This window comes from Plantactinospora sp. B6F1 (genome assembly GCF_040120695.1).
In the GTDB taxonomy this organism is placed as follows: domain Bacteria; phylum Actinomycetota; class Actinomycetes; order Mycobacteriales; family Micromonosporaceae; genus Plantactinospora.
Genome location: NZ_JBEEAC010000006.1, coordinates 36611 through 51244, shown reverse-complemented (window position 1 = coordinate 51244; position 14634 = coordinate 36611). Strand labels below are relative to the sequence as shown.

General features: G+C 72.7%; 18 protein-coding genes. 6 read left to right on the top strand and 12 right to left on the bottom strand.

The window, feature by feature from the left end; genetic code table 11:
• Positions 1–77: 77 nt before the first annotated feature.
• Together ABNF97_RS10940 and ABNF97_RS10935 are read right to left on the bottom strand one after the other, a co-directional pair.
• On the bottom strand, positions 78–1103 hold the full coding sequence (locus ABNF97_RS10940; protein WP_349338455.1) for an adenosine deaminase: 1026 nt from the start codon (positions 1101–1103) through the stop codon (positions 78–80).
• A gap of 9 nt (positions 1104–1112) precedes the next feature.
• Entirely contained in the window at positions 1113–1898 is a 786-nt protein-coding gene (locus ABNF97_RS10935; protein WP_349338454.1) for a trans-aconitate 2-methyltransferase, read from the bottom strand.
• Positions 1899–1991: 93 nt separating this feature from the next.
• Between ABNF97_RS10935 and ABNF97_RS10930 the strand changes: the two genes are divergently transcribed.
• Together ABNF97_RS10930 and ABNF97_RS10925 are read left to right on the top strand one after the other, a co-directional pair.
• Positions 1992–2975, top strand: coding sequence for an aldo/keto reductase (locus ABNF97_RS10930; protein WP_349338453.1), 984 nt, complete (start codon positions 1992–1994; stop codon positions 2973–2975).
• Between the two features lie 252 nt (positions 2976–3227).
• Positions 3228–3431 (top strand): hypothetical protein, encoded by a 204-nt coding sequence (locus ABNF97_RS10925; RefSeq protein WP_349338452.1) that lies wholly within the window; start codon positions 3228–3230, stop codon positions 3429–3431.
• Positions 3432–3592: 161 nt separating this feature from the next.
• Here the strand turns inward: ABNF97_RS10925 and ABNF97_RS10920 are convergent, their stop codons facing one another.
• The 7 genes from ABNF97_RS10920 to ABNF97_RS10890 all read right to left on the bottom strand — a co-directional run bounded on the left by ABNF97_RS10920 (position 3593) and on the right by ABNF97_RS10890 (position 8098).
• Positions 3593–3796 (bottom strand): cold-shock protein, encoded by a 204-nt coding sequence (locus tag ABNF97_RS10920; RefSeq protein WP_007075740.1) that lies wholly within the window; start codon positions 3794–3796, stop codon positions 3593–3595.
• A gap of 432 nt (positions 3797–4228) precedes the next feature.
• Positions 4229–4501 (bottom strand): DUF4235 domain-containing protein, encoded by a 273-nt coding sequence (locus tag ABNF97_RS10915; protein WP_349338451.1) that lies wholly within the window; start codon positions 4499–4501, stop codon positions 4229–4231.
• Positions 4498–4809: a DUF3618 domain-containing protein gene (locus ABNF97_RS10910; protein ID WP_349338450.1), complete on the bottom strand. Its 312-nt coding sequence runs from the start codon at positions 4807–4809 to the stop codon at positions 4498–4500. The genes ABNF97_RS10915 and ABNF97_RS10910 overlap by 4 nt, the downstream gene beginning before the upstream one ends.
• Complete coding sequence (locus tag ABNF97_RS10905) at positions 4809–5237, bottom strand: phage holin family protein (RefSeq protein WP_349338449.1); 429 nt, start codon at positions 5235–5237, stop codon at positions 4809–4811. The genes ABNF97_RS10910 and ABNF97_RS10905 overlap by 1 nt, the downstream gene beginning before the upstream one ends.
• A 274-nt stretch (positions 5238–5511) precedes the next feature.
• Complete coding sequence (locus ABNF97_RS10900) at positions 5512–6762, bottom strand: mechanosensitive ion channel family protein (RefSeq protein WP_349338448.1); 1251 nt, start codon at positions 6760–6762, stop codon at positions 5512–5514.
• Positions 6763–6890: 128 nt separating this feature from the next.
• Entirely contained in the window at positions 6891–7712 is an 822-nt protein-coding gene (locus ABNF97_RS10895; protein WP_130460366.1) for a DUF1206 domain-containing protein, read from the bottom strand.
• Between the two features lie 50 nt (positions 7713–7762).
• Positions 7763–8098: a hypothetical protein gene (locus ABNF97_RS10890; protein WP_349338567.1), complete on the bottom strand. Its 336-nt coding sequence runs from the start codon at positions 8096–8098 to the stop codon at positions 7763–7765.
• Between the two features lie 99 nt (positions 8099–8197).
• Here ABNF97_RS10890 and ABNF97_RS10885 point away from each other — a divergent pair, with 99 nt between their 5' ends.
• From ABNF97_RS10885 to ABNF97_RS10875, 3 genes are all read left to right on the top strand, one after another.
• Positions 8198–9451 carry a cysteine desulfurase-like protein gene (locus ABNF97_RS10885; protein ID WP_349338447.1) on the top strand — a complete coding sequence of 418 codons (1254 nt, stop codon included), beginning with the start codon at positions 8198–8200 and terminating at the stop codon, positions 9449–9451.
• Entirely contained in the window at positions 9448–9732 is a 285-nt protein-coding gene (locus ABNF97_RS10880) for a GNAT family N-acetyltransferase (protein WP_130460368.1), read from the top strand. Before ABNF97_RS10885 ends, ABNF97_RS10880 begins: the two co-directional genes overlap by 4 nt.
• A gap of 144 nt (positions 9733–9876) precedes the next feature.
• The gene (locus tag ABNF97_RS10875) at positions 9877–10917 is read left to right on the top strand and encodes a PQQ-dependent sugar dehydrogenase (RefSeq protein ID WP_486484897.1); all 1041 of its coding nucleotides are present in this window, start codon (positions 9877–9879) and stop codon (positions 10915–10917) included.
• Positions 10918–11009: 92 nt separating this feature from the next.
• Here the strand turns inward: ABNF97_RS10875 and ABNF97_RS10870 are convergent, their stop codons facing one another.
• Together ABNF97_RS10870 and ABNF97_RS10865 are read right to left on the bottom strand one after the other, a co-directional pair.
• Positions 11010–11786 (bottom strand): DUF6042 family protein, encoded by a 777-nt coding sequence (locus ABNF97_RS10870; RefSeq protein ID WP_349338446.1) that lies wholly within the window; start codon positions 11784–11786, stop codon positions 11010–11012.
• A 123-nt stretch (positions 11787–11909) separates the two neighbouring features.
• On the bottom strand, positions 11910–13454 hold the full coding sequence (locus ABNF97_RS10865) for a glycoside hydrolase family 3 protein (RefSeq protein WP_349338445.1): 1545 nt from the start codon (positions 13452–13454) through the stop codon (positions 11910–11912).
• Positions 13455–13615: 161 nt separating this feature from the next.
• Here ABNF97_RS10865 and ABNF97_RS10860 point away from each other — a divergent pair, with 161 nt between their 5' ends.
• A complete protein-coding gene (locus tag ABNF97_RS10860) occupies positions 13616–13786 on the top strand; it encodes a hypothetical protein (RefSeq protein WP_165436556.1) in 171 nt (56 codons plus the stop codon).
• A gap of 277 nt (positions 13787–14063) precedes the next feature.
• Here ABNF97_RS10860 and ABNF97_RS10850 read toward each other — a convergent pair whose 3' ends face one another.
• Positions 14064–14438: a hypothetical protein gene (locus ABNF97_RS10850; RefSeq protein WP_130460372.1), complete on the bottom strand. Its 375-nt coding sequence runs from the start codon at positions 14436–14438 to the stop codon at positions 14064–14066.
• Between the last annotated feature and the right edge of the window lie 196 nt (positions 14439–14634).

Genomic DNA, 14634 nt, shown 5'->3' with positions numbered 1-14634 from the left:
GCCTTTCTCCCAGTGCGTCGGCGGCTTTCTCACAGAGCTTCGGCGACTTCCGTCCAGCTCTTCGGCGATGCCCGGAGTCAGGACCGGTGTGCGGTCAGGTAGGCGTCAATCTCGGCGACCAGCTTGTCCCGCTCCGGCGGCGCCAGGAACGAGGCGGTGACGGCGTTGCGGGCCAGCCCGGCCAGTCCGGCGGCGTCGAGGTCGAGCAGTCGGGCGGCGATGGCGTACTCGTCGTTGAGGGTGGTGCCGAACATCGGCGGGTCGTCGGAGTTGACCGTCACCAGCAGCCCGGCCTCGACGAGCCGGCGCAGCGGGTGCTCCTCGATCGCGCGAACGGCCCGGGTCCGGACGTTGGAGGTCGGGCAGACCTCCACCGGGATCCGCCGCTGCGCCAGGTGTTCCAGCAACGCCGGGTCCTGCACGGCCGAGATGCCGTGCCCGATCCGCTCCGCGCCCAGTTCACGCAGCGCGTCCCAGATGGTCCCCGGACCGGTGGTCTCACCGGCGTGCGGTACGGAGCGCAGCCCGGCCGCACGGGCCTGGTCGAAGTACGGCTTGAACTGCGGCCGGGGCACGCCCACCTCCGGACCGCCGAGCCCGAAGCTGATCAGCCCGTCCGGCCGCTCGTCGAGGGCGATCCGCAGGGTCTGCTCGGCCGCCGGCAGCCCTGCCTCGCCGGGGATGTCGAAGCACCAGCGCAGCGAGACGCCGAGTTCGGTCTCGGCGGCCCGCCGCGCGTCCTCGATCGCCTCACAGAACGCCGGCGCGGGGATCCCCCGGTGCACGTGCGAGTACGGCGTGACCGTCAGCTCCGCATACCGGACCTGCTGGCGGGCGAGTTCCCGGGCCACCTCGTAGGTGAGCAGCCGGACGTCGGACTGGTCGCGGATCAGGTCGACCACGCTCAGGTAGATCTCGACGAAGTGGGCGAAGTCGCGGAACTCGAAGTAGCCGGCGAGCGCCTCCGGGTCCGCCGGCACCCGGGTCCGGCCCTCGTGCCGGGCGGCCAACTCCGCCACGATGCGCGGCAGCGCGGAGCCGACGTGGTGCACGTGCAGCTCCACCTTGGGCAGTCCGGCGATGAACGCCGAGAGGTCGGTCACGGAAACTCCCTACTGACGGGCGCCGGTGCGGGCGACGAAGAAGACGCGGTGGAACGGGAACTGCACCAGCCCGTGCCGGACCGGGTACGCCTCGACCAGGCGCTCGTTCAGCGCGGCCCGGAAGTCGTCCCAGTCCGTACCCTCGCCGCCCAGCGCGGCCTGGAACGGACGCAGCGCCGTACCCTCCAGCCAGCTCAGCACCGGATGGTCGGTGGCGCCGGAGGGGGCCGGGAGCAGGTGCACGTAGGTAGTTTCCCAGGCGTCGACGGCGCAGTTCGCACCGGTCAGCAGGTCGGCGTAGCCGGCCGCGTCCCGGACCGGTGCGGTCCGGCGCAGGTCGGCGACCAGGTGCCGCCAGCGTGGGGCCTCGGCCACCTCCCGCAGCGCGCGGTGCGAGGCGGCGTCGAAGTTGCCCGGCACCTGGACCGCGAGCCAGCAGCCGGGTTCCAGCTCGCGGGCCCAGCGCAGCAGCAGCTCCTCGTGCCCGGGCACCCACTGCAGCACGGCGTTGCAGACCACCACGTCGATGTCGGCTCCGGGCGCCCAGGTCCGGACGTCGGCCACCGCGAACTCGACCCGGGAGCGGGTGGCGGCGGCGAGCATCTCCGCCGAGGAGTCCAGCCCGACGACCCGGGCTGTCGGCCAGCGGGCCGGCAGGGTCGCGGTCAGGTGACCGGGGCCGCAGCCCAGGTCGACCACTGTCCGGGGGCGCTCGGCGGCCACCCGGGCGAGCAGGTCGTGGAAGGGGCGGGAGCGTTCGTCGCCGTACCGGAGATAGCTGGTCGGGTCCCACATGACTCCCCTTAAACCGTACGTACGTCTTGCTCAGCATAGCGGCGCCGCGCCGCCCCGGCAGGCCCGAATCCGCCCCGGGATAGGCTCCCGGGCGTGGAGAAGCGGAGATTCCCGCGGTGCGACCGCGAGGTCGGCGTCGTCGGGCTCGGCGCCTGGCAGCTCGGCGCCGACTGGGGCCAGGTCAGCGAGTCCGAGGCGCTGGCGGTGCTGACCGCCGCCGTCGAGGGCGGAGTCACCTTTCTGGACACCGCCGACGTGTACGGCGACGGGCGCAGCGAACAACTGATCGGCCGCTTCCTGCGCGAGCGGCCCGACGCCGGACTGACCGTCGCCACCAAGATGGGCCGCCGGGTGCCGCAGACCCCGGACGCGTACGTCCTGGAGAACTTCCGGGCCTGGACCGACCGGTCCCGGGCGAACCTGGGGGTCGACGTGCTCGACCTGGTGCAGTTGCACTGCCCACCCACTCCGGTCTTTTCCACCGACGCCGTCTACGACGCCCTGGACACCCTCGTCGCGGAGGGACGCATCGCCGCGTACGGGGTCAGCGTGGAGACGTGCGACGAGGCGCTCACCGCGATCACCCGGCCCGGGGTGGCCAGCGTGCAGATCATCCTCAACGCACTGCGGCACAAGCCCGTCGAGCGGGTACTCCCGGCCGCGCTCGCCGCCGGAGTCGGCGTCATCGCCCGGGTGCCGCTCGCCAGCGGCCTGCTCTCCGGCCGGTACGACGCGCACACCACGTTCCCCAGCGACGACCACCGCAACTACAACCGGCACGGCGAGTCGTTCGACGTCGGCGAGACGTTCTCGGGGGTGGACTACGAGACGGGGCTGGAGGCGGTACGGCGACTGCGTCCGGCGGTGCCGGAGGGTGCCACGATGGCGCAGTTCGCGCTCCGGTGGATTCTCGACCAGCCCGGTGTCACCGTGGTCATCCCCGGCGCCCGCAACGCCGGACAGGCCCGTGCGAACGTGGCCGCCGCGGCGCTTCCACCGCTGTCGGCCGAGGCGACCGCCACGGTGGACGCGGTCTACGCCGAACTGGTCCGCCCGCAGGTGCACAGCCGCTGGTAGGTCGATCGCCCGGAGCGCGCGACCGTCCCGCGAGGCGACGTGCGTTCAGCCCCGCCGTACGGTTGGCTGGTTACGACGGGTCCGTCGTCGCGGCGGACGCGACCGTTCGTCGTCGCGGCGGACGCGACCGGTTGGTCATCGCGCCCGACGCGACCGGTTTCATCGTGCGACGGACGCGACCGGTTCGGCGCGGACGTCATTGGTTCGGCGCGGACGCGCTTGATTCGGCGCGGGAGAGGATCGGCGATACTGATGAGGGGATGGCTCCCGCTCACGCTCGGGTTGCTGGCCGTCGTCGTCGGCGCAGTGTGGACGTTGCAGGGGCTGGGCCGGCTGGGCGGCAGCGTGATGAGCGGCGAACCGCTCTGGGCCGTGATCGGCCCGGTGGTGGTGGTCGCCGGGCTGGTACTGGTGGTGCTGGGCCTGCGCGCCCGCGGCCGGAGCAGGCCCTCCTGACCGGCGGCGGGCCGGCGCTGCCGGTCGGACCAGTCCTGACCTGCGCCGGACACTCGTCGAGCCCCTGCGCCGGACACGCGTCGAGCCCCGCGGGGCGCGGGGCTCGACGTGGATCCCAAAGCAATCGAAACTCGGGCCGGCGGGGGCCGGCCGTCACGGAATCAGATGGGGCGAACCTGCTCCGCCTGCGGCCCCTTCTGGCCCTGAGCGATCTCGAACTCCACCCGCTGGTTCTCCTCCAGCGTGCGGTAGCCGCTGGTCTGGATGGCCGAGAAGTGGACGAACACGTCAGCACCCCCGCCGTCGACGGTGATGAAGCCGAAGCCCTTGTCTGCGTTGAACCACTTCACGGTTCCCTGCGCCATGTGTATCTCCTTCTAAAACTGGCGGCCGAGCACGCCGTGCGGCCGGTTGGCCGTTTTCGAGCAGCGGCGCCTTGAGTCGGCCCCCACGAAGGAGGACTTCCCTCGACCCACGCCGTCTCTCAACAGCGTGGAACAGCAAACCACGTACGCAAAAACTTCGCATAGCCTACCCGACGAAATTCTCCGACATGTGACCTGAGAAGGCGGCCGGCGGCCCGAGGCATCGACGGTAGGGGACGGCGACGGCGCGGTCCACAGCGCACGGTAGCGCCACCGGCGGACCCGACACCGTCGAGCGGACCGAGCACGCCACCGCGGCGAGCGGCAGCACCATCCCACCCACCCGACGACCGGCCCGCACGGGATAGCGGTCGGGGTCGGGGCCTCGCCGGGAGCGATCCTCGCCCCGGGGCCTCGCCGGGATCGGCCGGTTCAGTCGGGCCAGCGGCCGGTGAGCCTGCGTACGCCGACCGCGCCGCCACGGTCCACGGCGGCCCGGACGACCGCGAAGATCGCCCCCTGCAACGCGGCGGCGGCCAGGATCTCGCCCCAGCCCCGGTCCTCGTCGACCGGGTCGGGCGCCTCACCGTCGCCGGCGGTCATCTTCCAGACCTGCCGGAACACCGCTCCGGCGGCCACCCCGGCGGCCATGCCCAGGAGGATGCCCACCGGCCGGTACGCCACCTTGCTGACTGTCCTGCTCACCCACGTCTCCCTCGTGCCACCAGCACCACGACCGCCAGCGCCAGGGCCCCGGCCGCGAACACCGCCCAGGACACCGGATGGCGCAACGCTACCGAACCTGCGTCGTGCACCGACGACCGGACGTTCGCGGTGGTCTGCCCGGCCCGCCGCTTCACCTGCTCCCGGGTCTGCACCGCCGAGCCCTTGAGCCGGGCCTTGACGTCCGCCTTGGCCGCCAGGGCCTGCACGGTCTCGCCCAGCTCGGCCCGGGTCTGCCTGATCTCCGCCCGGAGCGCCTCCGGGTTGCCGAAGCCGTTGCTGCGGGTCATCACTGTCCCCTGTCCCGGACCGCCGTGGCCACCGTGTTCACGTCCGCCCGCAGGCTGTCCGCCGTCGCGCTCGGCATCGGCGGCACCGCACGGCGTACCCGGCTCCGGCCGACCAGCGCCAAGCCGCCGGCCAGGATGAAGAGCGCCCCTGCGACGACCAGGGCGGCGGCCCATGCCGGGATCACCAGCGCCAGGCCCAGCACCGCGGCGGCGACCAGCAGGCCGAGCCCGCAGAGCGCCAGCACCGCACCACCGCCGAAGAGCCCCATCCCGATCCCGGCGTGCCGGCCCTTGTGGGCAAGCTCGATCCGGGCCAGCGCCAGCTCGTCGCGGGCCAGCCGCTTCACCTGCTCCTTGGCGCGCTGCATCAGCTCCGCGGTGGACTGCTCCGCGACCGGTCGAGCGGGGTCGCGTACGACATCGGCCATGCTGTCCCTCCTATCCCGGTTCCTGGGCTGTATGCCCCGGTCGCCGGTGGTTCAATCCTGCCGTCCGCCCGTGGCGCCCGATGTCCGTTCGCCACCGCCCGGCACGCCGGCACCCCGCACGGTGTCCGGTTCGGCCGCGCGGTGTCCGGTTCGGCCGCGCGGCCGAACGGTGCCGGGCGGGCGGCTGGTCGGTGCGACGGAGGAGACGCACCGTCCCGCCCCGCTGTGGTTAGTGTCCGCCACCGGACGGGCCGATGACGGCCGATCCGGCAGGTCAGCGGGGTGACGCCTCGGCCGGCTCGTCGGGGCCGACGAAGGCGCTGCTCCGGGCCTCGCCGTCACCGGTACCGCCGAAGAGCCGGGCGTCGTCCGGCGGCTCGTGCTCGGCCGCGCGCCTCTCGGCGGGGCGGCCAGGAACCGTCCGGTGCGGCTCGGTGGAGCGGCCGGGTGCCGTCCGGCGCGGCTCGGCCCCCGGCCAGGGCAGCCGACCCGAGGCGTCACCGATCTCGGTACGCAGCCGGGGCAGCGCGGTGGGCCGCTGGTCCCGCAGCCAGCCGACCAGGTGCTCGCGGACCAGGCAGCGCAGGTCCCAGAGCTTCGGCGCATCGGCGGCGCTGACCAGTGCGCGCAGCCGGACCATCCCGCCGACCGCGTCGGTGACCTGGAGTACGCAGGTCCGCCCGTCCCACAGCTCGGTACCCTCCACCAGCCGGCGCAGCTCCTCCCGCATCGCCTGTACCGGCACCGACCAGTCCACCTCGAACTCGGCGGTACCGAGCACGGCGGCCCGGGTGCGCGTCCAGTTCTGGAACGGCTTGGTGGTGAAGTACGACGTCGGCAGGATCAGCCGCCGGTCGTCCCAGATCTGCACCACCACGTAGCTGAGGGTCAACTCCTCGATCCGGCCCCACTCCCCCTCGACCACCACCACGTCGTCGAGCCGGACCGCGTCGCTGAACGCCAGTTGCAGCCCGGCGATGACGTTGCCGAGCACGCTCTGCGCGGCCAGCGCGGCGACCACACCGATCACGCCGGCCGAGGCGAGCATGCTGGCGCCGACCCCGCGCACGCTGGGGAAGGTCATCAGCATCACCCCGACCGCCAGCACCACGATGACCGCGATGGTGACCCGGCGCAGCATGACGACCTGGGTCTTGATCCGCCGGGCCTGCCGGTTGTCCGGTACGTCGGTCCGGAACCGGGCCAGCGCGGTGTCCTCGCTGACCAGCAGGAAGGAGGCGACCAGCCAGGCGATGGCGGCGATGACCGCCAGCACGAGCAGGTGCAGCAGGGTCCGCCGCCACGGCGTACCGATGCCGTAGCCGGTGCTGAACCGGACGCCGAACTGGATCGCCAGCACGGTCGCAGCCACCTGAAAGGGTCGGTGCGAATGCTCGGACAATTCGCTGAGCAGCACGGACCGCCGGCCGAGTCGGCGTACGGTCCGGTGCACCACCTCCACCACGACCAGCGCGAGCAGCGCCGCGCCCACCGTCGCGATGACCGTCCACAGATAGCTGTCCACCAATGTTCTTCCTTCCATGCCGAAGCCGGGTGCCGCCACGGGATGTCTCCCGAGCCGCACCCGGCGAGGGCTGCCGAGCATGCGGGGCAAAGAGTGCAGAATGCCCCAGAAAGCGCTATGAATCCAGGTCAGACCTTCCGGTACCTCGCCTGGACCACGCAGAACACGGCGAACGCGGCGATGCCGAGCGCCACCAGGGTGAGCAGGATCGAACCGTACGCCTGCTCCCGCAGGGTGTGCAGGGCGGCGTCCAGGCCGCGGGCCCGGTCCGGGTCGTAGTTCAGCGCGGCCGTCAGCACGAGCAGCCCGGCGATGCCGTACGCGACGCCCTTGGCGACGTAGCCGGCGACGCCGAGCCGGCGGGCGAGCTTGCGGGTCTGCGGGCTCATCTCACCGGTCTTCAGGTGCCGCTCGAACTTCTTCACCGCGCCGTACCAGACCAGCCCGGCACCGAGCCCGGCCAGCGCGAGCCCGGCCAGCCCCACCAGCAGCCGGCCGCCGGTCGAGGACATCAGCTCCTCGGTCATGGCCTGCTGCTTGTCCGCACTGGACGAGTTCGCCTGCTGCACCACCTGGTAGGCCGTCCAGGCGAAGTAGCCGTAGACCAGAGTCCGGCCGACCGAGGTGAGCCGCTCGACGACCCGCTCCCGGCCCCGGTACTCCCGGTGCCCACCGACCGCCTCGAAGGCCTGCCAGATCGCCATCGCGAGCAGGCCGACCCCGATCGCACCGACCAGGAAGCCGCCGAGCGGCTGCGCGGCCAGCGTGCGCAACGCGCCGGACTGGTCGCCGTCGTCGGCGGGCCGGCCGAAGGCGATCTGCAGCGCCAGCCAGGCGAAGAGCAGGTGGACGAGCCCGTAGCCGACGAAGCCGGCCCGGGCGAGAATTTCCAGGGGCTTGCTGTTGGCGGCCCGGGCCGCGCTCGCCCCGGCAGTTGAAGTCGCAGACATGGGCGTGTCAATGACCCATCGAGGAGATTTCCAAACGTCCGGATCACGGCTCAGCCGGCGTTGCGGCCGATCCGCACCACCACACGGTCCTGGTCGGCGCTCTCCACCGTCGCGTACATGCCGCCGACCTCGGTGGCCTGCTGGCCGACGGTCAGCGTCAGCTGCTCGCCGGCGACCTCGATGGTCACCCGGTCTCCGTCGACACCGACCAGCTTGGCCTCGACCCCGAGAATGCTGGTCCGGGCGTCGACACCCCGGTCGAAGGTCACGGTGCAGGAGTCCAGTCCGCAGTCCGTGCTGGCACCCTCGGAGCTACAGCCGGCGATTACGGCCACACCGAGGGCCAGCCCGGCGAAGAGACCGGCGGCACGACGGGCGATGGTCATCGGGCGGTACGGGGGATTCGTCACCCGACCCACGGTACCCGGGGTGATCCAGGCAACGACCCGGTCCAGTTGCCGGCACCGGCCGATATCGTGCCTGCCATGCCGTTCGAGATCGCCCGGGTCCGGGCCGCCTACCCCGCCCTCGTCGAGGGATACGCGCACTTCGACGGGGCCGCCGGCACCCAGGTGGCCGCACCGGTCGCCGACGCGGTGGCCGGCACCATGCGGACCGCGGTGGCCAACCTGAACAGCGCGCACCTGCCCGGTCAGCGCTCCGGCGAACTGGTGGCGGCGGCCCGGGCAGCCGTCGCCGACCTGCTCGGCGCGAGCCCGGACGGGGTGGTGTTCGGGCCGAGCGCGACCGCGCTGACCTACCACGTGGCCCGGACCCTGTGCCGGGGGTGGCGTCCCGGCGACGAGGTGGTGGTCTCCCGGCTCGACCACGACGCCAACGTCCGGCCCTGGGTGCAGGCCGCCGAGGCGACCGGCGCGGTCGTCCGGTGGGCCGAGTTCGACCCGGAGACCGGCGAGCTGCCGGCCGACCAGTACGCCGACCTGGTCGGCCGGCGTACCCGGGTGGTGGCGCTCACCGCCGGCAGCAACGCCATCGGCACCGTGCCGGACGTGGCCGGGATCGCCGCGACCGCGCACGCGGCCGGTGCGCTGGTCTACGTCGACGGGGTGCACGCCACCCCGCACGGTCCCACCGACGTCGCCGCGCTCGGCGCCGACTTCTATGTGACCAGCGCCTACAAGTGGTCCGGCCCACACGTCGCCGCCGTCGTCGCCGACCCGGCCCGCTGGGCGGAACTGCGCCCGGCCAAGCTGCTCCCGTCCCCGGACCGGGCGCCGGAGCGGTTCGAACTCGGCACGCCGAGCTTTCCGCTGCTGGCCGGGATCCGGGCCGCCGTCGACCACCTGGCCGCGCTGGACCCGGAGGCGACCGGTGACCGGCGGACCCGGGTACGGGCCGGTCTGGCCGCCGCGCTCGCCCACGAGGAACGACTCTTCGCCCGCCTGCACCAGGGTCTGGCCGGGCTGCCCGGGGTGACCATCCACGGCTCGCCCGGGCACCGCTGCCCCACCGTCTCGTTCCGGCTCGCCGGCCAGACCCCGCAGCAGACCGCCGCCGCGCTCGGCGAGCGCGGGGTCTGCGTCTCGGCCGGCGACTACTACGCGTACGAGTACTTCTCGGCGCTGGGGCTGCGGGACAGTGGCGGGGCGGTCCGGGCCAGCGTCTACCACTACAACACCGCCGACGATGTCGACCGGCTGCTCGGCGAACTCGACCGGCTGGTGGTGGGCGGGGTCACCGGCAACACCGGGCTGGTTGGTGGAGAATTGCTCCGATGAACTCTCTCGTCCAAGAAAACGCCGCCCGCCGCCGCTTCGAGATCCTGGTCGACGATGCCCTGGCCGGCTTCATCGGCTACCAGGTCGAGTCCGGGACGATGGTGCTGGCGCACACCCAGGTCGACAAGCAGTTCGAGGGCAAGGGTGTCGGCAGCGCACTGGCCAGGGGCACCCTCGACCAGCTCCGGGACCGGGGCGAGCGGGTCCGGGTCACCTGCCCGTTCCTGCTCGCCTTCCTCCAGCGGCATCCGGAGTACTCGTCGGTGGTGGCCGACGGCTGAGCCGCCGTCCCGGGCGCGACGATCGTGGGCCCGGTGAGCCGTCCCGGGGCGCGACGATCGTGGGTCCGGGCACGGGCTACCGTCGTACCCGTGGCGGAGCCGGGAGTGCGCACGACGGGCCGGGCGGGTCGGTGGATCATCGTGCTGGTCGCGGTGGTGGCGCTGGCCGCCGCCGGAGTCGGGGTCGGGCTGTGGCGGGGCTGGTTCGCCGACCCGTCGGTCTCGGACGCACCCCGGATCCGGCCCGGCACCGTGCAGACCCTGGTGGCGAACCTCGAGGCGCCGTGGGGACTGGCCTTCCTCCCCGACGGCTCAGCGCTGGTGACCGAGCGGGACAGCAAGCGGATCCTCCAGGTTTCCGGCGGTACCGCCCGGGAGGTGGCCCGGATCGAGGAGGCGACGCCGGCCGGCGAGGGCGGCCTGCTCGGCATCGCCGTCTCCCCCGACTACGCCACCGACCGCTGGGTGTACGTCTACTACACCGCCGCGGACGACAACCGGGTTGCCCGGCTGCGCCTCGGCGAGGGAAGCCCGGAGATCGTGCTGAGCGGCATCCCGCGCGGCTCGCGTACGCACAACGGCGGGCGGATCGCCTTCGGCCCGGACGGCATGCTCTACGTCGGCACCGGCGACGCCGGGGACCGGGACGCGGCGCAGGACCGGAACAGCCTGGCCGGCAAGATCCTGCGGATGACCCCGGACGGCGCTCCCGCCCCCGGCAACCCGTTCGGCGACACCCTGCTCTACAGCTACGGGCACCGCAACGTGCAGGGGCTCGGCTGGCACGCCGACGGGACGATGTACGCGGCCGAGTTCGGCCAGAACCACTACGACGAACTCAACCGGATCACGCCGGGCGGCAACTACGGCTGGCCGGAGGTGGAGGGCGACTCCGACGACTCCCGGTTCGTCGCCCCGGTCGCCACCTGGGGTACGGCCGAGGCGTCCCCGAGCGGGCTGGCGGTGGTCGGCGACCGGATCTGGCTCGCCTGCCTGCGCGGACAGCGGCTCTACCGGATCGGCACCGACGGGCAGGGCGCCGAGGCGCTGCTGACCCGCGAGTACGGCCGGCTGCGGCATGTCGCACCGGCGCCGGACGGGTCGCTGTGGGTGCTCACCTCCAACCGCGACGGGCGCGGATCGCCGGAGGACGACGACGACCGCATCCTCCGGCTCGTCCCGTGAAGGCGCGGTCCAGACTCGTCCCGTGACCGGGCGGTCCGCACCCGTCCCGTGACCGTCCGAACTCGTTCCCTGACCGGGCGGTCCAGATCGGTTCAGATCGCGTGTTCCGGGGCGGGTAGCTCGGTGAACGGGAAGCGGAGCCGGAAGTCCGGCCAGGGCACGCTGAGCCGCAGCCAGTCGCCACCACGACCGTCGTCGACGACCAGCTCGGCGATCTGACCGAGATCGGCGAGCGAGCGCCGGGCCTGCTCCTCGGTGACGCCGGCCGCGCCGGCCAGGCTGGTCAGGCTGGTACTGACCACGCGGCGTCGCCATCGCCGCCGGGTGCGCTGGGCCAGCCGGCGAATCGCGATGGCCACCAGCACGGCCTGGTCGTCCCGCTGGGCCCGCACCTCCAGCTCCCGCTCCGCCTCGGTCAGCGGCAGCAGTTCCAGCGGATCGCGGTCCAGCCGGGGCGTGACCCACGGATCGTCACCGTCGAGATCGGTCAGCTCGAAGAGGCCGAACTCCGCCAGGCAGAGCAGTAGCTCACCGACGGTGTGCGGGACCGGCAGGTCACGCCGCCGGCACATCTCGGCGAACACCTCGATCCGGGTGGCGCGGATCCGGACCATCCAGGCGTAGTGCTGCCGGGCGTGCAGCTCGGCGTCCTCGGCGTCCCGGCCGGCGCGACGGCGGCGGGCCCGCGCCACCCAATCGTCGACGCTGCCGGGATCACACCACGCCGAGCCCTCCCACGGGACGATCGCCGACCAGGCCGACCGGGGAAACTGGGACTCCCCCGGCACGAGGGTGAGGTAGACGAAGGCGCAGGGTAGCCACCGGGTCCAGGACTGGGTGAGGGCGGCCCGCTGCCAGCGAGGGGTCACCGGACGAACGATACAGCGACTCGGCGTGAACGTGGGGGCACCCTTTGTGACAGCGATGGTACGAATAGCGGGCTGCTGGTGCTGTCCGACCTCGATCCGGACGCGGTCGACCCGACCGTCCGATCAGGACCTGCCGGTGAGCAGCTCGGCGGCGGCCCGACCGGCGAGCACCTCGGCTGCGGCCCGGCCGGCGGCGCGGGTGGCGCCGTAGGTGGCCAGGTGCACCCGGCCGATGACCATCGAGGGCAGCCCGAGTTCCACCACCACGGCGTCCGGACGGTCGGCCAGGATCCGGCGTACCGCCGCCGTCATCCAGTCGTGCCGGTGCAGGTCGCGGACGACCAGCACCAGTGGCCGCCCGGCCGCCGCGGTGAGCGCCCCGGCCGGCGGGGCATGCTCGGTGCTCAGGTCGTCGGCGGCCAGCCGTACCGTCGTGGTGCCGGGGAGCAGGGCGGCCAACGGGGCACCCACGCCCCACGGCGTCTCGGCACCGATCGCGATGTTCCGGGGCGGCTCGAACTCCAGCACCTGGGCCGGGCCGGTCAACGGCAGCACGGCCGGGCCGGCGCCGTGGCTGACCCGGACCGCCCGCCGGGCGGCGGCCAGGCCCAGCGGGGAGCCGTCCGGACCGGCGGGTGTCCATCCGGCGCGGTGCGTCCGGGCGGCACTGCTCCACTCGGCCAGCTCACCGACCCGCTTGGCCGCCTCGACCAGGCGCTCCTCCGGCAACACCCCGGCGAGCACCGCGTCGACGATCGCGTCCCGCAGCCGCAGGGCGTCCGCCTCGTCGGCGTGCTCGCCCCCGACACAGATCGCGTCGGCCCCGGCGACCAGGGCCCGGACGGTCGCTCCGGTGAAGCCGTACCGGTCGGCGACCGCGCGCATCTCGATGCCGTCGGTCACCACCACACCCTGGAAGCCCAGCTCCTCGCGGAGCAGGTCGGTCAGCACCCGCCGGCTCAGCGTCGCTGGCCACTCCTCGTCGACCGCCGGGACCAGCAGGTGGCCGGTCATCACCGCCTGCACCCCGGCGTCGATCGCGGCCCGGAACGGCGGCAGCTCGCAGGCGTCGAGTCGGGCCCGGGAGACCGCGATCCGGGGTACGTCGAGATGCGAGTCGACGCTGGTGTCCCCGTGCCCGGGGAAGTGCTTGGCGCAGGCGGCGACCCCGGCCGACTGGAGGCCGCGTATCCAGGCGGCGGTGTGCCGGGCGACCAGCCCCGGATCGGCCCCGAAGGACCGTACGCCGATCACCGGGTTGTCGGGGTTGGCGTTCACGTCGGCGTCCGGGGCATAGTTCAGGGTGATGCCGGCGGCGGCCAGCTCGGCGCCGAGGTCGCGGGCGACCGCCTCGGTCAGCTCGGGATCGTCGATCGCGCCGAGCGCCAGGTTGCCCGGCCGGGAGCTGCCCAGCCGGGACTCCAGCCGGGTGACGTCGCCGGCCTCCTCGTCGATCGCCACCAGCACGTCCGGCCGTTCCGCCCGCATCGCGTCGGTCAGCGCGGCGACCTGCTCTGTGTCGACCACGTTGCGGGCGAACAGGACCACCCCGCCGAGCCCTTCACCGAGCCACCGGCGCACCCAGTCCGGCGGCCGGCTGGTGCCGACGAACCCGGGCTGGAGCACCGCCGCCGCCAGGCTGGACAGGTTGTCCGTCGTTCCGCTCATCCCGCCGGTTCCCCCGCATCTACTGTGGACGGCCGCCATCCCTGGTAGTGGCGGGTGCAGCCATGGTCACACCACCTCAGCAAATAGTCAAGAAACCTTCCTATTAGCCGGAACGGCTGCGTCGCTGGGAGCTGACCGGGACGACGTGCGACAGTGCTGGAATGCAGTCCAGCATCCCGGAGACCACGGCACGGCTCAGCGAACTGCCGCAGCGCCTGCTCGCGGCCCAGGAGACGAGCTGGTTCGACATCCCGGGCGTCCGGATCGTCGGCGCCATCCTCGGTACCGTGCTGCTGCTCGCCGCGCTGCGCTCGATGTTCGGCCGCCGCTAAAGTAGCCGCTACCAAAGCCGGGGCGGATCAGCACTTGGCGATGGTGACCTGGATCGAAGCACCTACCACCGCCACCCGACGGCAACGACGCCTCGGCAAGCTCGCCTCGATCGATCACCTCGGACGATCAACAAGGCCTAGAGAACCTCGATGACCATTCGGACAGGTCATGCCCGCCCTGCTACCTCCGGCCAGTTCCCGGGCGACGGCGCGAGCGGCCCGAAGCCGCTGCAGGGCCGCCTCGTCGATACCGTCGAGGATCCGCCACGCGGTGGCGTCAGAGGCTATCGTCCCGAGCAGGCCTGGCTCCTGCCGCAACACCACCAGGTCCGCGATCGCCTCGCCGCCGGTCAGCTCGCCCCTTCCGATCGCGGCTCCTGGCCAAGACCAGCGGGAGGTACCGGAAGCCGAGCCACGTGCCCCAGCCGAAGGACGCGAACGCCGCAAGCCCACAGATCAGCGCCAGCACACCGCTCCCGTGTCCCATGCCCTGAATCAGCAGGAGTCCCAGACCAGGAAGCGCGAACATCGCGCCGGCATGGCGGATCGGGCCAGGAAAATCCGGCATATGACCGGTCAACACGATCGTGAGGCCCGCGCCGACGAGGCCGCCTCCCATGACGAGCCCGGTAACAGTTGCCAGCGTCGACATCTTCACATCCTCACGTTTGCTCCAAGGCTACAAACCCCACCCGGCCGGCGCTGCTCCAAACAGGAACGTTCAGCGTCGACGGACACCTACGGTGGAACGGTCCGAGGTCGTGGCGAGCCACTAACGAGCACGCCAAACTCATCGCGCGTTAGGCAACACTAAGAGGCGTTGACCTCCGAGCCCCACGGACCTCACG